The organism is Pelagovum pacificum, from assembly GCF_016134045.1.
Lineage (GTDB): Bacteria > Pseudomonadota > Alphaproteobacteria > Rhodobacterales > Rhodobacteraceae > Oceanicola > Oceanicola pacificus_A.
In genome coordinates this window covers 583,292-607,573 of record NZ_CP065915.1, presented here as the reverse complement: position 1 = coordinate 607,573, position 24,282 = coordinate 583,292, and the positions used below count along the sequence as shown (strand labels likewise).

22 protein-coding genes are annotated in these 24,282 nt (G+C 67.7%); 10 read left to right on the top strand and 12 right to left on the bottom strand.

Going from position 1 to position 24,282, the window contains the following annotated elements:
- Nucleotides 1–2 precede the first annotated feature (2 nt).
- From I8N54_RS03165 to I8N54_RS03150, 4 genes are all read left to right on the top strand, one after another.
- Nucleotides 3–1,454: a xylulokinase gene (locus tag I8N54_RS03165; protein WP_140193961.1), complete on the top strand. Its 1,452-nt coding sequence runs from the start codon at nt 3–5 to the stop codon at nt 1,452–1,454.
- Between the two features lie 87 nt (nt 1,455–1,541).
- Complete coding sequence (locus tag I8N54_RS03160; RefSeq protein WP_140193962.1) at nt 1,542–2,450, top strand: substrate-binding domain-containing protein; 909 nt, start codon at nt 1,542–1,544, stop codon at nt 2,448–2,450.
- 57 nt (nt 2,451–2,507) lie between these two features.
- A complete protein-coding gene (locus I8N54_RS03155) occupies nt 2,508–4,004 on the top strand; it encodes a sugar ABC transporter ATP-binding protein (RefSeq protein WP_140193963.1) in 1,497 nt (498 codons plus the stop codon).
- The gene (locus I8N54_RS03150; protein ID WP_140193964.1) at nt 4,001–4,960 is read left to right on the top strand and encodes an ABC transporter permease; all 960 of its coding nucleotides are present in this window, start codon (nt 4,001–4,003) and stop codon (nt 4,958–4,960) included. The genes I8N54_RS03155 and I8N54_RS03150 overlap by 4 nt, the downstream gene beginning before the upstream one ends.
- 188 nt (nt 4,961–5,148) lie before the next feature.
- Here the strand turns inward: I8N54_RS03150 and I8N54_RS03145 are convergent, their stop codons facing one another.
- Genes I8N54_RS03145 through I8N54_RS03130 form a run of 4 tightly spaced genes read right to left on the bottom strand, consistent with a single transcriptional unit; the run spans nt 5,149 to nt 9,719 of the window.
- A complete protein-coding gene (locus I8N54_RS03145; protein WP_140193965.1) occupies nt 5,149–5,715 on the bottom strand; it encodes a PqiC family protein in 567 nt (188 codons plus the stop codon).
- Nucleotide 5,716: 1 nt separating this feature from the next.
- Nucleotides 5,717–8,446, bottom strand: coding sequence for an MlaD family protein (locus I8N54_RS03140; protein WP_140193966.1), 2,730 nt, complete (start codon nt 8,444–8,446; stop codon nt 5,717–5,719).
- On the bottom strand, nt 8,443–9,108 hold the full coding sequence (locus I8N54_RS03135; protein WP_232790425.1) for a paraquat-inducible protein A: 666 nt from the start codon (nt 9,106–9,108) through the stop codon (nt 8,443–8,445). The genes I8N54_RS03140 and I8N54_RS03135 overlap by 4 nt, the downstream gene beginning before the upstream one ends.
- Nucleotides 9,087–9,719 carry a paraquat-inducible protein A gene (locus tag I8N54_RS03130; RefSeq protein WP_140193967.1) on the bottom strand — a complete coding sequence of 211 codons (633 nt, stop codon included), beginning with the start codon at nt 9,717–9,719 and terminating at the stop codon, nt 9,087–9,089. The genes I8N54_RS03135 and I8N54_RS03130 overlap by 22 nt, the downstream gene beginning before the upstream one ends.
- Nucleotides 9,720–10,309: 590 nt before the next feature.
- Between I8N54_RS03130 and I8N54_RS03125 the strand changes: the two genes are divergently transcribed.
- Genes I8N54_RS03125 through I8N54_RS03110 form a run of 4 tightly spaced genes read left to right on the top strand, consistent with a single transcriptional unit; the run spans nt 10,310 to nt 14,187 of the window.
- Nucleotides 10,310–11,728: an aminotransferase gene (locus I8N54_RS03125; RefSeq protein WP_231592519.1), complete on the top strand. Its 1,419-nt coding sequence runs from the start codon at nt 10,310–10,312 to the stop codon at nt 11,726–11,728.
- 43 nt (nt 11,729–11,771) lie between these two features.
- Nucleotides 11,772–12,005 carry a hypothetical protein gene (locus I8N54_RS03120; RefSeq protein ID WP_140193969.1) on the top strand — a complete coding sequence of 78 codons (234 nt, stop codon included), beginning with the start codon at nt 11,772–11,774 and terminating at the stop codon, nt 12,003–12,005.
- Nucleotides 11,998–13,245, top strand: coding sequence for a diaminopimelate decarboxylase (locus I8N54_RS03115; protein WP_140193970.1), 1,248 nt, complete (start codon nt 11,998–12,000; stop codon nt 13,243–13,245). Before I8N54_RS03120 ends, I8N54_RS03115 begins: the two co-directional genes overlap by 8 nt.
- A 30-nt stretch (nt 13,246–13,275) precedes the next feature.
- On the top strand, nt 13,276–14,187 hold the full coding sequence (locus I8N54_RS03110) for a methyltransferase domain-containing protein (RefSeq protein ID WP_197097516.1): 912 nt from the start codon (nt 13,276–13,278) through the stop codon (nt 14,185–14,187).
- A gap of 9 nt (nt 14,188–14,196) precedes the next feature.
- Here I8N54_RS03110 and I8N54_RS03105 read toward each other — a convergent pair whose 3' ends face one another.
- The 8 genes from I8N54_RS03105 to I8N54_RS03070 form a co-directional block, all read right to left on the bottom strand.
- The gene (locus I8N54_RS03105) at nt 14,197–14,592 is read right to left on the bottom strand and encodes a type II toxin-antitoxin system death-on-curing family toxin (protein ID WP_140193971.1); all 396 of its coding nucleotides are present in this window, start codon (nt 14,590–14,592) and stop codon (nt 14,197–14,199) included.
- Nucleotides 14,589–14,813 (bottom strand): AbrB/MazE/SpoVT family DNA-binding domain-containing protein, encoded by a 225-nt coding sequence (locus I8N54_RS03100; RefSeq protein ID WP_140193972.1) that lies wholly within the window; start codon nt 14,811–14,813, stop codon nt 14,589–14,591. Before I8N54_RS03100 ends, I8N54_RS03105 begins: the two co-directional genes overlap by 4 nt.
- Before the next feature lie 63 nt (nt 14,814–14,876).
- Nucleotides 14,877–15,761 carry a formyltetrahydrofolate deformylase gene (gene purU, locus I8N54_RS03095; protein WP_140193973.1) on the bottom strand — a complete coding sequence of 295 codons (885 nt, stop codon included), beginning with the start codon at nt 15,759–15,761 and terminating at the stop codon, nt 14,877–14,879.
- Nucleotides 15,762–15,810: 49 nt separating this feature from the next.
- Entirely contained in the window at nt 15,811–16,800 is a 990-nt protein-coding gene (gene iolG / locus I8N54_RS03090) for an inositol 2-dehydrogenase (protein WP_140193974.1), read from the bottom strand.
- Nucleotides 16,801–16,967: 167 nt separating this feature from the next.
- Nucleotides 16,968–17,786 (bottom strand): pyrroline-5-carboxylate reductase, encoded by an 819-nt coding sequence (proC, locus tag I8N54_RS03085; protein WP_140195633.1) that lies wholly within the window; start codon nt 17,784–17,786, stop codon nt 16,968–16,970.
- Nucleotides 17,787–17,802: 16 nt separating this feature from the next.
- Nucleotides 17,803–18,306, bottom strand: coding sequence for a GAF domain-containing protein (locus I8N54_RS03080; protein WP_140193975.1), 504 nt, complete (start codon nt 18,304–18,306; stop codon nt 17,803–17,805).
- A 58-nt stretch (nt 18,307–18,364) separates the two neighbouring features.
- On the bottom strand, nt 18,365–20,077 hold the full coding sequence (locus tag I8N54_RS03075; RefSeq protein WP_197097517.1) for a hydantoinase B/oxoprolinase family protein: 1,713 nt from the start codon (nt 20,075–20,077) through the stop codon (nt 18,365–18,367).
- A 4-nt stretch (nt 20,078–20,081) separates the two neighbouring features.
- Entirely contained in the window at nt 20,082–22,112 is a 2,031-nt protein-coding gene (locus I8N54_RS03070; protein ID WP_140193976.1) for a hydantoinase/oxoprolinase family protein, read from the bottom strand.
- Nucleotides 22,113–22,429: 317 nt separating this feature from the next.
- On the opposite strand from I8N54_RS03070, the gene I8N54_RS03065 reads away from it, so the two are divergent.
- Nucleotides 22,430–23,140 (top strand): GntR family transcriptional regulator, encoded by a 711-nt coding sequence (locus I8N54_RS03065; RefSeq protein ID WP_140193977.1) that lies wholly within the window; start codon nt 22,430–22,432, stop codon nt 23,138–23,140.
- Between the two features lie 18 nt (nt 23,141–23,158).
- The gene (locus tag I8N54_RS03060; RefSeq protein WP_140193978.1) at nt 23,159–24,256 is read left to right on the top strand and encodes a M24 family metallopeptidase; all 1,098 of its coding nucleotides are present in this window, start codon (nt 23,159–23,161) and stop codon (nt 24,254–24,256) included.
- Nucleotides 24,257–24,282 lie beyond the last annotated feature (26 nt).

Below are 24,282 nucleotides of genomic sequence, written 5' to 3'. Positions count from 1 at the left end.
CGATGCTGGACCTCGTCCTCGGGATCGACGTCGGCACGACGTCCGTGAAGGCCGCCCTGCTGGACCAGTCCGGCAGCGCCGTGGCCGAGTTCACCGAAAGTCAGACCATCGACCGCCCTGCCCCGGGCCATGCCGAGCAGGACGCGCTGCTCTGGACGGGGATGATCGACCGGGCGCTCGCCTCTTTCGCCGACCTGTCGCCGCGCGTCTCCGTCGGCGGGCTGACGAGCCAGGTGAACACCCACGTCTTCGTCGATGCCGACGATCGGCCGCTAATGCCCGCGATCCTCTGGCAGGACACCCGCGCGGCGCGGGAGGCGGCCGAGCTCGACTCGCGGCTGTCCGAGGCCGAGAAGATCCGCCTGCTCGGCGCGCCGATCCCGATCGACGCCTCGCACCCGCTGGCGCGGATGGCATGGGTCGCGAGGCACCGCCCGGACGTGTGGGACCGCACCGCCCGCGTGCTGTTGCCGAAGGATTTCTGCCTGCTGCATCTGACGGGCCGCGCCACTACCGATCCGCTGTCCAACATCGGACTGGTCGGAGCGGACTCCCGCTACATCCCCGAGATCCTCGCGCTTGTCGCCGGCGCGGCGGAGCGTATGGCCCCGATCACCGGCCTCACCGAGACGGTCGGAGAGATCACCGCCGGCCCGCTGTCGGGCACGCCCATGGTCACCGCCACGATGGACGGCTGGACCGGCGTCTTCGGTTGCGGCGCGAGCGCGGAGGGGCGCGAGGTCTACCTGTCGGGCACCAGCGAAGTGCCGGGCATCGCGGCGAGCGCGGTCACCCCGACACCCGGCGTCATCGTCTTCGCCCCGGCGGAGGGCGTCCGCCTCCACGTCGGGCCGACCCAGATCGGCGGCGCGGCGAAGACCTGGTTCTGCGAGGCGACCGGCACATCGCCCGACGAGATGGCGGGCCTGATCCGGCCGCGCCGCTCCGGCACACCGCTGTTCCTGCCCCACCTCGCGGGGGAGCGCGCGCCGCTCTGGAATGCCGACTTGCGGGGCGCGTTCCTCGGCCTCGACACGGGCACCGCGCTGCCCGAGCTCGCCCGCGCGGTCTACGAGGGGGTCGCCTTCTCCGCGCGGCTGGTTTTCGACGCGATCGAGGCGTCCGCCGGCCATCGGTCGGACGAATTGCTGTGCGGCGGCGGGGGGTTCCGCTCCGACGCCTGGTGCCAGATCAGGGCCGACGTGCTGGGCCGCCCGATCCGCCGCCTCGCCTACAACGAGCCCGGCGTCGCCGGGGCCGCCTGCCTCGCCGCGATGGGCGCGGGCGAGCTGTCCTCGCTGGCCGAGGCGCACGAGGCCTACGTCCGCTACGACGCCAGCTTCGTGCCCGACGCCCGGATGGTGGCGACCTACGACCGGCTCTATCCGCTCTGGCAGGAGGCGATCGCGGCGACCACGGCGCTGAGTGCGAAACTCGCGCAGTTCGAGGGCTGAAACCCCTCGCAATCCGGAACGTCAGAGGCTTTAGTCTCCCCTGATCGCGCGGCCCCTTCGTGCCGCGCCACCAAGAGGGAGACAGGGATGAAACACCTCAAGCTGAGCGCCGCGCTGCTGGCGCTGTCCACCACTGCCGCGATGGCGCAGACCGTGACCGTGGTCACGCCCTACCTCGCGCAGCCTGGCACGCAGGCCTACCTCGAAGGGTTCGAGGCCTCCGCGGGCGAGAACGGCTGGGACGTGAACGTGGTCGACACGGCGGGCGATGTCGCCGCCGTCATCAGCCGGATCGAGGACGCGGTGACCCAACAGGTCGATGCGATCGTCATCAACGTCGATCCCGCGCAGGTCTTCGCCGGGCTTCAGGCCGCCGCCGACGCCGGGATCCCGGTGATCGGGATGGACGCCGGCTCCGACCCGCTGCTCGCCACCAACGTGACCTCCAACGGCTACGCGATGGCGGCCGAGACCTCGGTCTACGTGGCGAACCGGCTGGGCGGCGAAGGCCGCGTCGTGATGTTCGTCTTCGACGCCTTCCCGCCGGTGCAGGTGCGCGGCGTGATCGCCGACGCGGTGTTCGGCAACTACCCCGACATCGAGATCGTCGACCGCATCACCCCGGACGTGCAGGACGGCGGCATCGCCGACAGCCGCGCGCAAATGGAGGCCGTGCTGGCCGCCAACCCCGACGAAGGCAGCATCTCCGCCGTCTGGGCCGCGTGGGACCAGCCCGCGCTCGGCGCGCTGCAGGCGATCGAGGACGCGGGCCGTGGTGACGAGGGCATCGTCGTCGTCGGCATCGACGCCAACCCGCAGGCACGTGACGCCATCGCCGCCGGTGGCAGCTTCGAGGCTTCCGTCGCGCAGGACTTCGTCGGCATCGGCGCGGCGACCGCCGACGCCGTGTCGCGCGCGATCGCGGGCGAGGAGTTCGTCGCCCCGGTGACCTATGTGCCGACCACCCTCATCACCGCCGCCAACGTCGACGAGTGATCCGATCCGGCCCCGTGCCCCTTGCGGCGCGGGGCCGCTGACGCCAAGACCCTCCCCATGACGCTCCACCTGCAAGGCCTGACGAAAAGCTACGCCGGCACGCCGGCTCTGACGGACGTGTCGATGGCGCTCGAGCCGGGCCGCGTCCACGCGCTGATGGGCGAGAACGGCGCGGGCAAGTCGACCTTCATCAAGCTGCTCGCCGGGGTGGAGCGCGCCGACGCGATGCGGATCGAGCGGGACGGCACCGAGGTGCCCCTGCGCTCCCCTGCCGACGCCCATGCCGCCGGCTTCCGCTTCATCCACCAGGAACTGACGATCGTGCCCGAGCTGTCGGTGGCGGAGAACATCCTGCTCGGCCACCGCCCGCCCTCTCTGCTCGGCTTCGTGCGCTGGCGCGCGCTCGCCGCCCGCGCCCGTGCCGCGCTGGAGGAGCTCGGTGTCGCGCATATCGACGTGCGGCGCCATGCCGGGTCGCTGCGCACCGGCGACCGGATGCTGATGAAGATCGCCGCCGCGCTGGTCCGCGACGAGGGGGCGGAGACCCCGTCGCTCTACGTTCTGGACGAGCCGACCGCCGCGCTGAACGAGGCGGAGTCCGAGAAGCTTTTTGCGGTGATCGAGCGGCTGACAGCGCGGGGCGCGGCGGTGCTCTACGTATCGCACCGGCTGGCGGAAGTGATGCGCCTCGCCGACGAGGTGAGCGTGTTGCGCAACGGACAGCTGGTCATGTCCGCGCCCGTGTCCGAAACCGACCGCGAGACCGTTATCCGGCAGATGACCGGGCGCGAGGTGACAGAAACCGTGCCGCCGCGCACCGTCCCCGTCGGCAGCGCCGTCGTCGCACGGGCGGAGGGCGTCGGCTCCCGACACTTGTCCGACATCTCGTTCGAGCTGCGGGAGGGCGAGATCCTCGGCCTCGCCGGGCTCGCCGACGCCGAACAGGGCGCGGTGCTCGACCTCTTCCTCGGGCTGGAGAAGGTCCGCACCGGCCGGCTGGATTACGGCGACGGGCCGGTGCCGCACAACCCGGCACGGGCGTGGAACGCGGGCATCGCCTATGTCCCGCGAGAGCGGCGGGCGGAGGGGCTCATGATGCCCATGACGATCCGCGAGAACGCCCTGCTGCCGCACCTTGCGGGGCTGCTCGCCTCGCGGCGCGCAGAGCGCCGCCGCGCCGGGGAGCTCGGCCAGTCGGTGAAGCTGAAGGCGCGCGGGCCGGACCAGATCGTCTCGCAACTGTCGGGCGGCAACCAGCAGAAGGTCGTCTTCGCCCGCGCCCTCGGCGGGCGCCCCCGGCTCCTGCTGCTCGACGAGCCGACCCGCGGCGTCGACGTGGGCGCGAAATTCGAGATCTACAGCCTGATCCGCGAGCTTGCCGCGACAGGCTGCGCAGTGATCCTGTCCTCGACCGACTTGCCCGAGCTGATCGGCCTTTCCGACCGGCTGCTGATCCTGCAGAAGGGCCGCCAGGTGTCCGCGCTGACGCCGGACGGGCTGACCCAGGCGGGACTGCTCGCCGCCTGCTACGCGACGGATGAAAGGGCCGCATGATCCAGACTTTCCGACAGTTCGGCACCCTGCTGGGGCTGATCGCCATCATGATCTTCTTCACCGCGCAGCTGCCGGGCACGTTCCTGACGGCGCGCAACCTGATCAACATCAGCCAGCAGGTGTCGATGCTGGCCGTGGTGGCCTTCGCGATGACGATCGTGATGGTGATGCGGGATTTCGACCTGTCGGTCGGCTCGATGGCGAGCCTGTCGGGGATCACGGCCGCGATGCTGTTCACCCTCGGCTTTCCGGTCTGGCAGGCGACGGGGATCGCGCTGCTGGTCGGTGTCGCGGGCGGGCTCATCAACGGAATCCTCGTGGCTTACGTCGGCATCCTGCCTTTCGTGGCGACGCTCGGCACGCTGACGGTCTACTCGGGGCTCGCCTTCTTCATCTCCGATGGACGGACGATCTTCGGGCGCGACATCCCGGCGGGCTTCTCGGGGTACGCGCGCTCGGGCCCGGCGCTCGACGCGATCGGGCTGGAGGGGCTGCGCCTGCCGGCACTGACGCTCACCGCGCTGGCCGTGCTGGCGGCGGTGTGGCTTCTGCTTGAACAGACCAACTTCGGCCGCAGGCTCTACGCGATCGGCGGCAATACCGAGGCTGCCCGCCTCGCCGGCATCCGGGTGCGGCGGCTGAAGCTGGCGGCCTTCGCGCTCACCGGACTCGGCGCCGCCGGGGCCGGGCTGATGTATGCCGCGCGGGTGGCATCGGCGAACCCGACGCAAGGCGCGGGCCTCATGCTGGATGCGATCGCGGCGGTGTTCCTCGGCATGACGATGGGCCGGGAGGGCGAGCCGCACGTACTCGCCACGCTGGTCGGCGTGCTGATCCTCGGCATCCTCGACAACGGGCTGACCCAGATGCAGGTCGACAGCTACATCCGCGAGATGCTGATCGGGGCGATCGTGCTGCTGGCAGTCGCGACCTCGTCGCTCGGACGGCGCAGCTAGGCCCGACACCGCCCCCTGAGGCAGACGTTAACCTTAACGGACCCGTGCTTCTTTGGGCGTCAAATATTCTCGGGGGTGAATTGGGCCGCAGGCCCAAGAGGGGGCAGACAGCCCCCTCCCCCCTGCCCGACCGGCAGGGAGGGCTCATGACGCCCGCGCCGAAGGCGCGCTCCGCCGGATCGGGACGATCACATACCCTGGCGGGCGATCAGCAACGCCAGCTCGTAGACCGCGCGGCCACGCGCGGCGGCGATGCCGCCGGCTGAACTGGCGGTCAGCGGCGCGGCGACGTCGAACAGGCCGGACTTCCCGCCGCCGGTAAAGTCGGAGGCGACGTGATACTGGCCGGTGATCCGGAACATGCCGTCGGGCTCGGTCAGCATCTCCTCGACCCGCACTTCGACCGTCGCCTGCGCGCGGTCGGCGAAAGGCCACGGCTCTGCCGCGACCTGCGCGCCGGTCGACTGGGCGAGGTAGCGCGACAGCTCCAGCGTCATTGCGCGGGTCGGCTCGTCGGCCCAGAGCAGGTCGTCGGACGCGGTCAGGCTGCCATCGGCCCCGCGTACGTAGATTTCCGGCTGCGAGGCGTAGTCCGGCAGGCTCACCTGCCGCACTTCGACGGTGCCGTAGCTGATCTGGACCCGCTCGCTTTCCGCCGCCGGGACGGGCGGGACGGAATAGAGCTGGCTGTTGTCCCCGCAGGCCCCGAGGGCGGTCAGGGCGGCGAAGCAGATGGATGTGATGCGAAGTGTCATGTCACCTTCCGAATAGCAGGGAATTCGGGTTGCGTTCCAGTTCCCTGGCGAGGGACGTCACGGCGGCCGCGGCCCGGTTGATTTCGCGGACGGCGGCGTTGATCTCGCGACCCACCTCCCGGTCCGAACTGTAGCCGCCGATCGTCGTCGACGCCTGCGCGAGCACCTGCTGCGCCTGAGCGAGCAGGGACGGCAGGCTGGCCGCCGCAGTCGAGACATTGTCGGCCGCCGCCCGGGCGGAGCCGAGCGTGGCGTTGGCGTTGGCGATCAGCCCGCCGTCGCGCAGTTCCGAGATCGCCAGTTGCAGCTCATTCAGCGCCGCCGACAGATCCTCCGGCAGGGCGCGCGCCGCGTCGGTGCCGATCAGCGCGTCGGCGCTTTCGAGAAGCGCGTTCACGCGGGTGACGACTTCGGACAGCGGCAGCTCTTCGATCTCGGCGGCGATCGTGTTCAGCTCTTCCACCAGCCCCGGCACCCCGGCGAAGGAGTCGCCGGCCGTCCGGGCGACCTCGGAGATCTCGTCGACCGCGCTCAGCAGTCGGGCAACGGCTTCTTCCTCGTTCAGGGTCGCGATCACCGTCTCGAGTTCGTTAGTGATGGCGACGAGGCGACCCGGCAGGGCCTGCATCTCTTCCGTGCCGATGATGGCACGGACGTCGGTCACAGCGCCTCGTGTCTGGGTGACGAGCGTGTCGCTGTTGGCGAGCAATTCGGTGGCGGCATCCACGACGGAGCCGAGTGGCATCTCCTGCACCGACGCCGCGATGGCATCGACCCGGTCGACCACGGCGGGCACGCCCTCGACCGCGGCGGAGACGCTGTCGGCGGTTTCCTCGATGCTGCCGACCGCTTCCAGCAGCCGGGTGACGGCCTCCTGCTCGTTGAGCGAGGTCGTGATCTCCTCGAGCTGCCCCGCGACGGAGCCGATCTGCCCCGGCAGCGCCTGCATCTCGTCGGAGGAGACGATGCGCCCGACGTCACCGACGGCGACGCGGGTCTGGGTGAGCAGCCCGTCGGCATTGGCCAGCAGGCTCGTCACGTTCGAGGTGATCACGTCGAGCGGCAGCTCCTGCACGTTCGCCGCGATGGCGTCCACGCGGTCGATAACGGACGGCACGCCGGCGACGGCCTCGGTCACGGTGGTTGCGGTTTCGTCGATGCTGCCGATCGCGGCGATCAGCTGGGCGACCGCTTCCTGCTCGTTCAGGGCGGTCACGAGCGACTCGATCTCGGTCGCGACGGTGCCGATCTGGTCGGGCAGCGCCTGCAGCTGTTCGGAGCCGATGATTCCGCGCGCATCCGCGATGAGCGCGCGCACGTCGCCGGGAACTGCGCGGATGTCCTCGCTTCCGGCAAGGCGGCTGACGTTGTCGAGCGCGCCGATGGCACTGTCGAGCAGTTCCTCGATGGGCAACGCGTTCACCCGTTCCAGCACCCCTTCGGCAGAGGCCTGCACGTCGGAGACTGCGGCCGGCGCGGTCGGGAAGATCGGGTTGGGATCGCCATCCAGGTCGATGGTGGCCGGTTCGATTTCGTCGACTTCAGTCAGTTCGACCTTGAGCCCGCCGGTCAGCAGTGACGCCGTCACGAGCCGCGCGCGGAGGTTGTTGTTCTCCACCCTGTCCTCGAAGAACGCCAAGGCGCTCTCCTGCGATACGGCATCCTCCAGCCCCAGGCGGGACGGCCGGATCTGGAGCGTGGCGCCCAGCCGGACACGGGAATCGCCGAACCGTTCCTCGTTGACGACGCCGTTGATCGACTCGACCCGGCCGACGCGAAGGCCGCCGAAATCGACCGGCGCATCGACGGTGAGGCCCGAAACGTTCTCGTCGAAGATCGCGGTAAAGGTCAGTGTGCCGCCGTCGTCTTCGCTGAACAGGCTGGCGCGTGCCGTCGCCTCATCCGAATAGAGCGCGAAATCGGAGCCGTCCTCGACCGGTTCGCCGCCGGATACGACGGTGCCGAAGCTGATGCCGCCCGAGACGAGCTGTGCCAGCGAGGAGAAGTCGATCTCGGCGCCCGAGGTGCCGATGGTGAATGTGAAGCCGGAGGTGTCCCAGAACCGCGTCGCGGAGGTCACGAGCTGGTCGTGCGGTGCGAAGATGATTGCGTCTGCCTCGATCGTCGCCCCGTCTTCGGAGACTTCGGCGACACCGACGCGCCCGACCTGGATGCCGCGATATTCGATGGGGGCGCGGTCTGTCAGCCGGGCGTTGCCCGCGACGCGGAGCCGGATTTGCAGCCCGTCGCGGCCGTCCCGGTTCAGCGGGGCGGAGGACTGGCCGATGAACTCGTCCTGAAGGCCGCCCGGCTCGCTGTCCCAGATGCCTTCGATGAAGACGCCCGACAGCACGGTGTCGAGGCCTGTAACCCCCTGTGCGGATACCTCGGGGCGCACGACCCAGAAGGTCGCGTCCTCGTCCACGTAGTCGCCGACGTCCTTGGACAGCCGCACCTCGACCGCGACCTGATTCAGCTCGTCAGTGAAGCCGACCTCCTCGACAACGCCGACGGTCACGTCGCGATAGCGGACTTCCGTCTCGTCGGCGGCGATGCCTGACGCGTCGTCGAAGACGATCGTGATGAGCGGTCCCTGGTCGACGTAGCTCTGCCAGGCCACGCCAAGCGCGACGAGGAGTGCCATGAGCGGCACGATCCAGACGATGGAGATCCGCTCGACAAGGCTCTTGCGGGCCTTCTTGACTGGGATCTCTGGGGGCTGGTCGCTCATACGGCGGCCTCCTTGGCGGCCGGCTTCTGGCCGGAAGGTTCGGGGTCGTCGGCAGTTTCATCCCAGATCATGCGGCTGTCGAAGGATTGCGCCGAGAGCATGGTGAAAATGACCGAGAGGGCGAAGAACAGGCTGGCCGATCCGGGGCGGATCGCCGCGAGCGTGCCGAGTTGCACCAGGGACGACAGGATCGCGACGACGAACACGTCGATCATCGACCAGCGGCCGATATATTCGACCACTTCGTAGAGCTGCTGTCGCCGGATGGGCGTGAAGGTAGAACCGTAGCGCGTCCCGAAGGCGAGCGCCGCGATGACCAGGAACTTGCCGATAGGGATCAGCATCGAGGCGACGATGATGACGATCGCGATGCCGATGTTGCCGTGATGGGCGAGCTCGATCGCGCCGCCGAGGATCGTGTCGGCCTGGCTGGACACCAGCGTCCGCGTCTCGAGCATCGGGTAGAGGTTGGCCGGGATGTAGCAGAACATGCCGACGAGCCACCACGCCCACACACGCTGGAGCGACGTCTCGTCCCGCGACGCCAACGGATGGCCACAACGCGCGCACGTCTCCGTCCCCGCGCTCCAGACCTTGGTGCAGCGGGTGCAGGCGACGAGCCCCATATCGCGGGCCGTCCTCACTTCTCCAGTGATTTCCATACGGAGTACCTGCACATGTAATTGTCCTGCACGACGACGAGCACGACGAGAACGCAAAACATCCAGAAGCCGGGACCGAACTCGACACTGGCGAGGTCCGCGACCTTCACCAGCGCGACCGCGCAGCCGATGGCAAAGATTTCGGCCATGCTCCACGGGCGGAGCGCTTCGGAGAACCGAAAGGCGCTGATCGCGCCGGGGAACGGCGGGCGGTCCACGGTCACGGGGGCGAGCACGTAGATGACGAGGAGCGCGCGCAGTACCGGCACGAACACGATGACCGACGCGACGGCGAGCGCGAGCACGGCGAGCAGCCCGTTGTCGAGGAAGGTCAGCGCCGCGTCGAGGATCGAGCTGGCGTTGCTCACGCCGGCCGCGCGGATCGACAGAAACGGAAAGATCGTTGCAGCAATGATGAGGATCACCACCGACAGCGCGAGCGCGATGATCCGCTTGCCCGCCCCTTGCCGCGGCGCGATGAGCACCGTGTGGCAGCGGGCGCAGGTCGCGCGTTCGCCGGACTGGGGTTCGACGACTCGGTAGACGGCATCGCACTGAGGGCATGCGATCAGGTCAGAGAGGTCGGAAGCCGCGTGGTCGCTCGTAGTCATTCCAATTCCGCCGCCGACCCCATGCGTGGCCGGTGCCAAGGCCTCGAAAAGGGGCCATCCAGGCAACGCTATCCATATGACCGGCAAGATCAATCCGGGAAAGCGGCTACCTCTTTGACAGGTCATTCAACATATTGGCGATACAAAGGGAAGCATCACCATCGGGTCCGACCAATTCGTGATGCCCTCGGGTCGGTCGAGGATTCTGCACCTGCATGGTTCAGCACGCCGAAGTTCCCGCTCACGTTGCAACAAAGGCGGGTGCAGCTGCGGCAACAGGGTTTGCACACTGCCCAAACTTGTTGCTAAACGACATCCAGAAGTCGTTTTCGGCTCACAAAGGTTGGCTTCGCCCGCAGATCGGGCGCATGGACTGCACAGTCAGTCAGCGATTGCGCATCATCCGGGCACCACCCGGTTTTTTCCGCGAAATCGGGGCCGCAGGACTTATCAGCGTCGCACCCGGGGCCGTAGCCTCGACGCAGAGGCAGTCACCCGAGGACGGTTCGACAAGGAACCGAGGGCGACAGGCCAGGCGCAGACGGCAGATCACGATCGCCGGCGCGACAGAGAGAACAAAGGGAAGACCCTTGGCAGCACTCGATGAAACCCTCGCTCCCGGTGAGGGCCGTAATGACCATAAGGACCTGATCGCGGCCGACGCCCGTCACGTCCTTCACCCGTGGGCCGACCTCAGCGCCATGTCCGACGAGGACGCGCTGGTCGTACAGGACGCGAAGGGCGTCCATGTCCAGGACAGCGAGGGCAAGACCTACCTCGACGCGATCGGCGGCATGTGGTGCATGACTGTCGGCTACGGTCGCGACGAACTGGTCGACGCGATGGCCGACCAGGCCCGCAAGATGACCTATTACACGCCCTTCGGCGATGTCTCGAGCGAGCCCGCCGCGCGGCTGGCGCAGAAGCTGGCGGAGCTGTCGCCGGGCGATCTGAACCGGGTCCACTTCACGACCTGCGGCTCGACCGCGATCGATTCCGCCGTACGGATCGCGCACTACTACCATGCCTCGCAGGGCCAACCCGAGCGGCGCCACGTGCTGAGCCGGAAGAACGCCTACCACGGCAGCACCTACCTCGCCGCGTCGCTCTGCGGGAAGGCTGCCGACCGGACGCTGTTCCAGTACGAAAAGGACTTCGTCCATCACCTGTCGAGCCCCGGCTACGACGCCGACATCGCCGAGGAATCGTCTGAGCAGCGCCTCGCCGAACTGCTGGCCGAGATGGAAGCGAAGATCGAGGAACTCGGTCCCGAGACAGTCGCCGCCTTCGTGGCCGAGCCGATCCTCGCCTCGGGCGGCGTTCTCGTCCCGCCGGAGGGCTACCAGAAGGCGACGCGGGAGCTTTGTGCGAAGCACGGCATCCTCTACATCTCGGACGAGGTCGTCACCGGTTTCGGGCGTCTCGGGCACTTCTTCGCCAGCGAGGTTCGGTTCGGGATCGTGCCGGACATGATCATCACGGCGAAGGGCATCACCTCGGGCTACCAGCCTCTCGGCGCGGTGCTGATCTCCGACCGGATCGCGGACGCGATCGGCGAGTCGGCGCCGGAGAACAAGCCGGTCTTCTCGAACGGCTACACCTACTCCGGCCACCCGGTCGCCTGCGCCACTGCGCTGAAGAACATCGAGATCATGGAGCGGGAGGACATCCCCGGCCACGTCCGCGAGGTCGGCCCCTACTTCATGAAGCGCCTGCGCGAGCTGACGGACCTGCCGATCGTCTACACCGTGCGCGGCGATCACCTGATGGCCTGCGTCGAGTGCTGGACCGGTGAAGAGGCCGGCCCGACCGCGAAGAACATGGCGCTCGCCCAGCGCGTCGACAGCTACTGCCAGTCGGCCGGGCTGCTGGTGCGCCCCTACGAGAACCTCTGCATTCTGTCCCCGCCGCTGATCGTCGGCCGGGCGCAGATCGACAAGATCGTGACGATACTGGAAGACGCGCTCCTCCGCGCCGCCAAGGACCTGGCGTGCGGGGCGTTCGAATAATCGACTGCCGTACTCCGAAAGCCGAAAGCAAAGGGTAAACGACATGAAAGATGGTTTCGAAACGCTCGACTGCCGGGGGCTGTCCGCCCCGCTCACCATGCTGCGTATCCGGCAGAACCTCTGTTGCCAGGGCGAAGCCGCCACGCCGCTGCACGCGGTGGTCGATTCCGACTGCGATTGCGACAGCCTGAGCAGCTGGCTCGCCGGCGTCGACGAGGATGTCCACCTGATGAAGGGCGCGACGAACACGGAGACGTCACGGACGGCGAATGCCTGAAGCAGACACACTACCCCGCACGTCCGCTTCCGAAACCGAAACCTCCGCGCCCTGGTGGCAGCGTGACGACCTGAGATACGAGGAGGGTCGTCTGACGCTCGGCGATTGCGATCTCGGTGCACTGGCCGCGAAGGTCGGCACGCCCGCCTACGTCATCCGCGCGCCGCGCGTGGTACAGAAGCTGGGCCTGTTGCACGGCGCCTTCGACCGGGCCGGGCTGGACCACCGGATCTACTACGCGATCAAGGCGAACCGCACGCCGCAACTGCTGACGCATCTCGCGGCACAGCGGCTTTGCGGGGCCGACGTCTGCTCTCCCGAGGAGGCGCTGCACGCGATGTCCTGCGGCTTCCGGGAAGAGGACATCTCATTCACCGGCACCTCGCTGAGCCCCGCCGACATCGACGTGCTGGCACGCCTGTCCGACGTGCGGGTGAACCTCGACAGTCTTTCGGCGCTGCGCCGACTGGGCCGCGCCTGCCCCGGCCGCGAGGTCGGCCTTCGGATCAACCCCGACGTCGGGATCGGCTATGCCGGCAATGACATGCTGCAGTACAGCGGCACCGAGGCGACGAAGTTCGGCATCTACCTCGACCGGCTGGGCGAGGCGATCGAGATCGCCAGGGAGCACGGCCTCAGGATCGTGCGTATCCATTTCCACGCCGGGTGCGGCTACCTCGACCGGGAGCTCGACCAGCTCGCCCGTGTTCTGGCCGAAAGCCGGAAGTTCGCCGATCAGCTGCCCGATCTCGAAGAGGTCAACATCGGCGGTGGCCTCGGCGTGCCGCACCGTGCGGGGGACAAGGCGCTCGACCTCGACCGGTGGGCCGGCGTCATCGCCGATGCCTACACCGACCGGGGCGTGAAGATGGCCGTCGAGCCGGGCGACTTCCTTGTGAAGGATTCCGGCGTCCTGCTGGCCAGCGTCACCTACATCGAACGGCGCAAGGCCGTGGAGTTCCTCGGCCTCGACGCCGGATTCAACCTCGCCATGGAGCCGGCGTTCTACGACCTCCCCTGCGAACCTGTCCCCGCCGTGCCGCGCAACGCGGGCACCGGGCGCTACACGCTCGTCGGCAACGTGAACGAGGCGCTCGACAAGTGGGCGGAGGGTTTCGAGATGCCGACGCCCGAGGAAGGCGACACAATCGTGCTCATCAATGCCGGAGGTTACGCGTCCTCCATGCGCTCCGACCACTGTCTGCGCGGCGACATCCGAGACATCCTGCTGCTCGACTGAGCCCAGCCCACCGAACCGAAAGGACCCCAGATGGCGACCCCCGACGAGACGATGGCGGACGAGGACTATACCCTGACGCCGGAGGCCCCGGAATTTGCCTTCGACCCCACCGATCCGTGGACCCAGACGTTCCAGCGGGGTCTGGAGCTCGCGGGTCTCGGGGGGCGCCGGGTCTACGAAGTCGGGATCGGCACGGGGATCAACGCCGCCTTCATGCTGCGGATGTGCAATGCGGCACGGGTGTCGGGCAGCGACCTCGATCCCCGGCTGGTGGAGCTCGCCGAGCGGAACGTGCGCGCGCTTGTCCCCGAGAAGATCCGCCAGTTCAAACCCGTGCGTGGCGCGGTGAGCCTGATCGACACGGAGGAGGCCCGCGCCGAGATCGCCGAGACCGATGTGGTCATCGCCTGCCTGCCGCAGGTCGGCGATCCCGACTGCGACCGCTTCGGCGCCTTCCGGGAAGAGATGCGCGTCCCCCTCGCCGCCGGCGCCGATGTCCGCGCGGAGGATCACATCGCGCATTATTACCCGTGGGCGATGTTCGACGATTACCCCTTCAACACCGTCGGGCTCGGTCTGAACGAGGCGCTGCTGAGCCGCCTTGTCGAGCAGGCTCCGGACTGCGAAGTGGTGATGAATTTCGGCTGCCGCATCGGCACCGGCATCCTGTTCGAGATGTTCGAGGCGCACGGCTACAAGCCCGAGAAGCTGCATTCCCAGATGGCGCTGCAGCACGCGGGGACCGACATCTCCTTCTTCGTCACGCTGGAGCGCGCGCTGAAAGGCACCGGCATGGAAGGCGGCTTCGTGTGCGAGTTCTTCGCTGACGAAGCGGGCAAGCAGCCCCTGTCCGCGATCGAGGCACAGGCCCGCATGGACGCCGACCCCGAGGCGGGGATCTACCACGAGGTGTGTGTCATCAAGGGTGTGCCGGCGGGGTGAGGCTTGCGATCAGCCCTCGGGCAGCGCGACCATTCCTGCGGCAAGCCAGTTTGCGAAGTCGGCTTCGCCGACCTCGCTGGAGGCGAGGTCTTCCATCATACGCACACCTTGAATCGGGTCTGGGCGGAACGCATAGCCGTTGAGCCGCAGGAACGTCACCGCAGTCACGAAGGCCGTGCGCTTGTTGCCGTCCACGAAGGCATGGGCCTTGGCGAGGCCGAACGCGTAAGCGGCGGCGATGTCTTCGAGCCTGGCATCCTCATAACCGGCGCGATTCATCGCACGTGCGCACCCCATCTCGAGCAGCGAGCGGTCACGCATGCCGGACGCACCACCGTGACGGGAGATCTGGCGGTCGTGAATGGCGATGACGGCAGCGATCGGAACCCAGACTGGCCCTGTCACGCCAGTGCTTGAAGCAGGTCGCGGTTTTCATCCATCACGACCTCGGCGGCCGCGAGGGCCTCCGCAATGGCGGGGTCATGCGGCGTGATCTTCAGACTGCCATCGTCACCCCGCACGACGAAGAGGGTATCACCCTCCTTCGCGTCGAGCATGGTCAGCATTTCGGTCGTCAGCGTCATCACGGCGGAGTTGCCGACCTTGCGGATTTTCGTCTCGATCATCTGAGCGCCCCTTCGGATATATAAGTGTATATACTGCCTTGGCTCGCCTGGGGCAACACATCCCTACCCCATCCGCTCGGACGCGTACGACCCCGGCGAGGGCGGGAAGACGACGGTCTTGTTGCCGTTCAGGAAGACGCGACCGTGGACATGGGCGTGGATCGCGCGGGAGAAGACCTGCGCTTCGACGTCGCGGCCGAGGGCGACGTAATCCTCGTTCGACTGGGCGTGCGTGACGCGGACGACGTCCTGCTCGATGATCGGGCCCTCGTCGAGGTCGGCGGTCACGTAGTGCGACGTCGCGCCGATCAGCTTCACACCCTTCTCGAACGCCTGCTTGTAGGGGTTCGCGCCCTTGAAGCTCGGCAGGAAGGAATGGTGGATGTTGATGATCCGGCCCGACATCTTGCGGCACATCTCGTCCGACAGGATCTGCATGTAGCGGGCGAGTACGATCAGCTCCGCGCCGGTGTCCTCGACCACGTCCATGATGCGGCGCTCGGCGTCGGGCTTGTTCTCCTTCGTCACCTTGATGCAGTGGAAGGGGATGTCGTGGTTCACCACGACTTTCTGGTAGTCCATGTGGTTCGAGACGACGGCCACGATCTCGATCGGCAGGGCACCGATCCGCCAGCGATAGAGCAGGTCGTTCAGGCAGTGTCCGAACCGGGACACCATGATGACGACCTTGCGCTTCTCGGATTCGTCGAAGAACTCGGTCTCCATCCCGAATTCCTTCGCAGTCGGCTCGAAGTCGGCGATCAGCTCATCGAGGGTCGCACCCGTCTCGGATCGGAAGCTAACCCGCATGAAGAAGTTGCCGGTGCCGGTATCGTCGAACTGCGCACTGTCGGTGATGTTGCAGCCCTTGTCGGCGAGGTAGGCGGACACGGCGGCCACGATCCCGCGCCTAGAGGGGCATTTCACGCGAAGGGCGAAGCTGTTCATGGGTCTGTCTCTCTTGATGCGTGGGCCGTGTGACACGGAGACCGGGATTTCAGATTTCGGAGAGGGCCACCGGCCTGCCCTCGCGGGCGGAGCGGGTGGCGGCTTCGGCGAGTTCGAGGGCGGCGACGCCGTCGGCCAGCGTGACGGGTACAGCTGTGCCGTTGGTGACGGCGGTGACGAAGGCGTCCCACTCGGCGACGTAGGCGGGCATGTAGCGCTCCAGGAAGAAGTACGTCGGCTTCGCCCCGGTGATGCCGTCGACGGTCGACTTTACGAGCTTGGTCTCGGTGACGTTGTCGACCTGCAGCGCCCCGGCGGAGCCGAGCAGTTCGATCCGCTGGTCATAGCCGTAGGCGGCCCGGCGGGAGTTTCGGATCACGGCAAGGCGGCCGTCGCCGTAGGTCAGCGTCACGACGGCAGTGTCGAAGTCGCCCGCAGCACCGATCTCGGGATCGACGAGAGACGAAGCAGCCGCGGAGACGGTGACAGGCATCTCGCCCATCATGAAAGTCGCCATGTCAAAGTCGTGGATCGTCATGTCCCTGAACATGCCGCCCGAGACCTTCACGTAAGCGACCGGCGGCGGCGCCGGGTCGTAGGAGGTGATCGACAGCAGTTCCGCCGTGCCGACCTCTCCGCCTGCCAGCGCGGTGCGCATCGCGGCCATGCTGGCGTCGAAGCGGCGGTTGAAGCCGATCATCACCGTGCCGCCTTCCGCCGCCGCCAGGCAGGCGCGGGCGCGTTCGAGGCTCAGGTCGACCGGCTTCTCGCAGAGCACGGCCTTGCCCGCGGCGGTCGCAGCCTCGATCAGGTCGGAATGCGTATCGGTCGAGGTCGCGATGAGGACGGCGTCGATGGCGGAATCGGCGATGATGTCGCCCGAGCTGCGGACCTCCGCGCCGTAGGTGGCGGCCAGCGCCTCAGCAGCCGGCGCGTGGACGTCCGAAACGGCGGCGAGCGTGCTGCCCGGATGGCGCGCGATGTTGACCGCGTGCACCTGTCCGATACGTCCCGCGCCGAGTAGTCCGACCTTCAGCATCCTGTCCCGCTCCCTTGCCTGGCGCCGTGGTGGCGCCGGGCTGACGTGACGGATGCTAGTCGAAGTGACAAGCGCCCAAACCGGCAGATCCGACATCTCGCTCCGCGATTTCGACGGGCGGACAGAGATTTGCGGGTGGCCCCGGGTCGGACGATCCTTGCCGGCGGTTACGCTCCGCCGAGTTCGTCGTCCCGCCGGAGCGCCGCCGCGACGGCCCGGTCAAGCAGCGCGGGAAAGCCGGTTTGCTCGTCCATGAGCACCTCGAGCGCGGCTTGGGTGACGCCGTTCGGCGATGTCACGTTGCGGCGGAGCTGGGCGGGGTCTTCGCCTGTCCGCTCGGCGAGGTCCCCCGCCCCGGCGACGGTCGCCCGCGCCAGCTTGAGCGCGACGTCAGGTGCGAGGCCCTGCGCGGTCGCTGCGGCGGCCATCGTCTCGATCAGGTGAAAGACGTAGGCGGGTCCGCATCCTGCGATGGAGGTGGCGAGGCGCAACTGGTCCTCGGACGGCAGGCGCACCACTTCGCCCACTGCGCCCAGCAGGCGTTCAGCAAGGTCCGCCTGTGCGGCATCGGTGCGGTCGTTGGCGAACATCGACGTGATGCCGTGGCCGATCGCGGCGGGGGTGTTCGGCACGGTCCGCACGACGGCGGCGTCGGGGCCGAGAAGCTCGTCGTAGACCGAGAGCGGCATCCCGGCGACGACGGACAGGACCAGAGTCTTCCCCGTTCCGATGGACGAGAGCCGAGGCAGCGTCTCGCGCAGCATCTGCGGCTTGACGGCGATCAGGGCGACGGCGGGCGCATCGGGCAGCCCGTCGTTCAGATGGAGACCATCGACAGCCGTGAGCCAGTCGGCCGGCGTCGGCTCGAGCACCCAGACCGATCCCGCCGGCAGCCCGGCGTCGAGCCAGCGTGAGAGCAGCGCTCCGCCCATCTTGCCGCAGCCGAGCACGACGAGGCCACGGTCCGCGATCTCGCCGAAATCAATCGCTGAGGGCATCCGCTCACTCGTCCTGCAACAGCAGCGCGGCGGCGACGGGCAGGCGCATTGCCTCGCAGGCCGCGACGATGGCGTCGTCGAAGTGGCCCGAGACGGACAGGCAATTCAGCGTGCCGACCACATCGCCGCACACGACGACGGGCACGTTGACGAGCGACTCGCAGCCGAGCGCGCGGATCTGCTCGTGGTCGAACATCGCGGCCTTCACCTCCTCGTAGTCGTTGGCGATGAAGGTCTTGTGCTCGTCGATGACGTGACGGCTCCAGTCCGTCTCGTTCACGGGCTTGCGGCCCTGCGCGGCGTAGGCGTCGGGCATGGAGGAGAACAGCCGAAGGAAGGTTCCGTCGTTCGTGTCGCGCGCGGCGATGGTGACGAGGCGGAGATCGCAGGTCTCGATCAGGTGGGCCGCCACGAGGGCCAAAAGGCTGTGCGCGGTGCAATCCGGCCGTGCGAGGGTCGCGATGAAGTCGTCGGCGAACCCCGCCGGCATGGTTGGGTGGTCTGGCATATAAGTCTCGGTCGTCTTCTTGAGGGAGCGGTGGGGCCGAAAGGCCCCACCGCTGGTTTCAGAACGTGGTGCGCGGCGTGCTGGCCGCTTCGTCGATGCGGCCGTCGGTCACGACGACGCCGTAGTCGGCTTTCGCCTTGTCCGGGCTGAGGAAACCGCGGTCGAGGTCGAGCTGGATTTCCGCGAAGGGCCGGGCCAGCGGGTCGCCGTAGCCGCCCCCACCACCGGTGCGCGTGATGATCCGCGTGCCTTTGGGCAAGACGCGGGCGCGCATCTTGAGCGGCGTCTCCTCGGTTCCGTCGGGCAGCACGAGCGTGTTCGACGGCCCCGTGGCAGGCTGACCGCCGGACAGACCCCACGCGGGCGTCTTCGAGCGTTCGAACCAGAGCGCTCCGCCGGCGTCCTCGAGCAGTTCGTAGGTCCGGACCACGCCGTTGCCGCCGCGCCAGCGCCCGGCACCGCCCGTGTCGGGCCGGATCGAGAACTCCTCGATCCGCACCGGGAACTTGGTCTCGTAGACTTCGGCCGGCAAGTTGCGGAACCCGCCGTTGACGAGGTTGATGAGCGCGCTTTCTCCGTCCGAACCGTTGGAGCCGCCCCAGCCGCCGGCGGTCGCTTCGACCGAAAGCCACTGCTTCTTCTTCGGATCGACCTCGAAGAACGAGGCGACCATGCTGTCACCGTAGTGCGCAGCCGTCGCCCGCTCGGGCATCGCCTCCGACAGGCAGGCGATCATCAGGTCGGCCAGCAGTCCGAGCCCTGTGAAGTACCACGCGCAGGCGTAAGGCTCCTTGGCGTTGAACATGCAGTCTTCGGGGATCTTCACGGTCATGGTCGAGAAGGACCCGCCCGTGATCGCCCGGTCGGGGCTGATCATCGTCTTGTAGGCGAGCCGCAGCAGCGACTGCGTCTGCACAGCGCCGCAGTTGATGGACCCGGCGACCGGGGGCGAGGAGCCCTCCATGTCGATGATCATCTCCTCACCGTCGATCGTGAGTGTCAGGCGGACCTTCACCGGCTCGTCGGACTGGCCGTCGTTGTCGAGGTAGCCCTCGCGGCTCCACGTGCCGTCGGTCAGCGCGCCGATCGCTGCGCGGTCGAGCGCCTGCGACTGTTCGAAGATGTTGAGGCAGCTCGCGCGGTAGGTCTCCTGCCCGATGCGGTCGAGCAGTTGACCGAGCCGTCGCTCGCCGGTGCGGATGGCGCTGACCTGCGCGCGGAAATCGCCGAGAATCGCCGCCTTCATCCGGGTGTTGCGCTGGATCAGGTCCATCCAGTCGGGCAATTCCTCGTAATTCTGGCAGACCCGTGTCGGGCCGAGCCGCCAGCCTTCCTGAAAGATGGAGCTGGAAGCCATCGGCATCCCCGGGTCCATCGCGCCGACGTCGGACCAGTGGGCCCGCGCCGCGCCGAAGCCGACCAGCTTGCCGTCGTGGAACAGCGGCCCGATGGCGGTGAAATCCATCAGGTGCGTGCCCTGAAGGTAGCTGTCGTTCATCAGGAAGATGTCGCCGGGGCCGATGTCGTCGCCGTACCTCTCGAGCACGAAGTGAACACAGGCGTCGATGGCACCGACGAAAAGCGGCACGCCCGTCGACTGGCCGAGCATGTTGCCGTCCGGGTCCATGATCGCGACGGCGCTGTCCCGGCCCTCGTAGATGACCGGCGAGTAGGCGGAGCGCCAGAGCGCGGCGTTCATGTCCTGCGCACAGGAGATGACGAAGTTGCGGACGACTTCGGTGGTGATCGGATCGCTGTCGGTCATGGTCATGGGATCACTCCGTTTTCGATTTCTTCATGGACAGGTGACCGCCTTCGATCACCTCGACATGCCAGCCGGGCGGAACGAGTGTGGTGGTCGTCTCTTCCTCGATGATCGCCGGGCCGTGGATCCGGTCGCCCAGCGCATAGGCCACGCGCTGCAGCACCGCCGTCTCGTGCTCCGCGCCGTCGAAATAGACCATGCGGGAGGTCTCGACGGACGGGGTGCGCTCTGCCGGGCTCGGCAGTCCGGGGCGTTTCAGACGTCCGAGCGCGGCGACCCGGAGGTTGGCGACTTCGGCCCCGTTCACCTTGCTCGAATGGCCGTATTGACGCTGGTAAGCCGCGTCGAACCGGTCGCGCACGGCTTGCGGATCGACCTGCCCGCCGTCGACCGGAATGGTCAGCACGTACTCCTGTCCCTCGTAGCGCAGGTCCACCGACCGCTCGAAGGAGATGTCGTCCGCGCTCATCCCCTCGTGGCGGAGATGGTCGAAGCCCTCGGCCTCCAGTTCCTTGAACGTCGCGGTCAGGTCATCGGGCGACATCGCACCCCAGTCGCCGTAATAGGTGCGCTTGAAATCGTGCCGCATGTCGGTCTGGAGCATCCCGTAGGCGGAGAAGGCGCCGGGATGGACGGGGATGATGACTTCGCGGATGTCCAGCTGTTCGGCCAGCGCGGCAGCCTGGCTCGGGCCGGCACCGCCGTAGGCGAGCAGTGCGAAGTCGCGCGGGTCGATGCCGCGTTGCACGGTGATCGTCCGGATGGCGTCGGCCATCTTGGCGTTGATGATGTCGATGATGCCCTGCGCGAAGGCCTCCGCGCCGAGGCCGAACCGATCGCCGAGCGCCTTGACCGCCGCGCGGGCGGCCTCTGCGTCGAGCGTCATCTCTCCACCGGAGAAGTTCGAGGAATCGAGCCGCTTCAGCACGAGGTTGGCGTCAGAGACCGTGGGCTCGGTCCCGCCGCGCCCGTAGCAGGCGGGGCCCGGCACCGACCCGGCGGACTGCGGCCCGACGCGGAGCGCGTTCGCCTCTTCCCAGGCGATGGAGCCGCCACCGGCGCCGATCACGTGGATGTCGACGACGGACATCTGCACCGGCAGCCCCTCGAGGCTCGTCTCGTTGGAGCTCGACGGCAGGCCGTCGACGATGAGGCTCGCATCGAAGGAGGTGCCGCCCATGTCGACGCAGATCAGGTTATCGCGTCCCGTCTGTGCGGCGAGCGCCCGCCCCCCGATGGTGCCGCCGACCGGACCGGAGAGCAGCGTCTGCAGCGGCTTGCTCGCCGCGGCGTCGGCCGTCATCGCGCCGCCGTTCGATTCCATCACGTGGACCTTGCCGCCGTCGGGCAGCGTGTCGCTCATCTGCTCGACCAGCGTGTTGAGGTAGCGCCGCACGACCGGCGCGGTGAAGGCGTCCATCGCGGTGGTGGAGATGCGGTCGAACTCCCGCCATTCGGGCGAGACCTTGTGCGACAGGGCGATGTCGATGTCCGGCAGGCGTTCGCGCAGGTAGGCCTCGGCGGCAAGCTCGTGCTCGGGATTGCGGAAGGCGAAGAGGAAGCAGACCGCGATCGCGTCGTAACCCTGTTCGGCCACGGCTTCGACCAGCTCATCAAGCTGGGAGACGTCGATCGGCGTATCGACCGTGCCGTCGGCGGCGATGCGTTCGTCGACTGTATATGTGTGCTCGACCGTCACCAGCGGCTCTGGCTTGCGCCAGCGGATCGAGAAGATCTCGCCCCTGTCGTTGCCCTGGATTGTGTAGACGTCCCGAAAGTTCTTCGTGGTCAACAGCGCGACCTTGGCGCCGCGCCGCGTCAGCACGGAATTCAGGCCGACCGTCGTGCCATGCACGAAGAAGTCGACCGCCTCGCCCTCGCCCAGCCCCTTGCGGACACCTTCGAGCACGGCCAGCGCGGGGTTCTGCGGTGTCGAGAGCACCTTCAGCGCCCGGACCTCGCCGGTCTCGGAATTCTGGAACACGATGTCCGTGAACGTCCCGCCGATGTCGGCAGAGACTCGGTAGCCGGTTGATGCCATTGGGTCACCTCTCCGTTCTGTCGTGGAAAAGCCCCCGTTCACGGGGGTCTTGTCTCGCGGGTCGAAAGTCACGGGGAGCGCAGCCGAAGTGCCATTGGACCACCCGTCCCTCAAAGGACGGGCGACCTTCCGATTCTGACGCAAAACCCTTGTCTTTCAACGGGTTTTCTTCTGCATGCTCAAAAACGCTAGCTTGCATGCAGACTTTATGCAAGACAATTATACAAACTTAATGCTACCCTGATTCATGGTCGCGACGACGCTCAAAGCGCCCCGGGCGGCCACGCGAAACGTTATCAGTGACGAGGTAAGACCGGATGGAGAACGAGGCCCCGGCCCGCAAGGAACGCGGAGCGATCACCGTCTACCAGGCGCTGCGCGAGGAGATCCTGACGCTGGCGCGGGAGCCGGGAAGCGCGCTCGACGAGATGAGCATCGCGAAGGCCTTCAACATGTCCCGGACGCCTGTCCGGGAAGCGATCTTCATGCTGTCGGGCGAAGGCCTCGTCCGCGTGCTCCCGAACCGGTCCTCCATCGTCTCGCCGCTGTCGATGCACCGGATGAACGACCTGCTGGACACCTGGCTGATCCTGACCCGCGCGGTGCTGATCGACGCCGCGCACCGCCGGACGCCAGCGGACGTCGCCAACCTGCGGGCCAGGTGCGACGCCTTCGCCGCAACGACGGAGTCGGGCGACCAGATGAAGATCGCCACTGCCCTGCTGGAGCTTCAGCTCGAATATCGGGTGGTCGCGCGGAACTTCTTCCTCGCGTGGTTCTACCCGCAGATCCTCGACGCCGGGCGGCGCACGCTGCTGCTGCATTACTTCCCTTACGCGACGCCCGAGGACCTCGCCTATCAGGTGAAGGCGCATACCGCGATCATCGACGCCGTCGAACGCGAAGACATCGCCGCCTGCAACCGCATCGCGGGCGAGAAGATCGCCGACGTGCTCCGGGTCATCAAGACCTCCCTCGAACCCTCCATCGCCGACGACGTCGATCTGTCGACGGCCCCGCTGTCCTGACCAGAAGTGAAAGACCACATGAACGATACCGCTCGCCTGAAGAAACTGACCACGCTGCTTCAGGCCGCCGACTGCCCTGCCATCGCCTTTGTGCCGGGGCCGAACTTCTACTACCTGACCGGCGTGAAGCTTGGCCTGATGGAGCGGCCGACGATCCTGATCGTCACCGCGACGGGTGAGATGCACGCCGCGATCCCCGCGCTCGAGCGGGACCGCTGGACCGCCGAGGTGCCGCAGGCGCAGACGATCTTCTGGCAGGATTCCGACGGCTATGCCGATGCGCTCTCCAGGCTCGCCGCGCAGACAGGGCTTTCGGCACTCGCCGTCGAAGGCAACCGGATGCGCCATTTCGAGGCCGCCGCGCTGGCCGAGGCCTTCGGCTTCGCGCCGACCGACGGCACGACGATGCTTGCGCCGCTCCGGCTCCACAAGGACGCGGAGGAGATCGTCAAGGTCGAACGGGCGGTCAGGATCAGCGAGCAGGCACTCGAGGCGACGCTAGAGGTCGTGAAAGCCGGGATGAGCGAAACCGAGATCCGCGCCCGCCTCATGATCGAGATGCTGGAGCGTGGCGCGGATGCGCCCGCGTTCGACCTGATCGTGCTTGCCGGCGGGGCCGCTGCCGATTGCCACGGCGTGCCCTCCGCCGACCGGCGGCTCAAGGCCGGGGACGCGCTGCTGTTCGACTTCGGCGCGGCGGTCGACGGCTACAGCGCCGACATCACCCGCACCTTCTTCTGCGAGCATGTGCCGGACGCGTCCCGCAAGCTCTACGAGACGGTGCAGGAGGCGAACCGCATCGGGCGCGAGATCCTGCAACCCGGACTGTCGATCCACGAGCTCGACAGCGCGGTGCAGAGCCACCTCGCCGACGCCGGATATGCCGACAACATCCGCCACAAGGTTGGCCACGGGCTCGGCCTCGACGTGCACGAGGCGCCACAGCTCATGGTCGGCAACCACCAGACGCTGGAAGAGGGGATGCTCATCACGATCGAACCGGGGCTCTACGATCCCGATGTCGTGGGTGTCCGGATCGAGGACGACGTCCTGATCACCGCCGACGGGGCGCGGTCCCTGACCACCCTCCCCCGCGATCTCCGGATCGTCGGCTGACGTGGAACGGGGCATCGGCATATCGC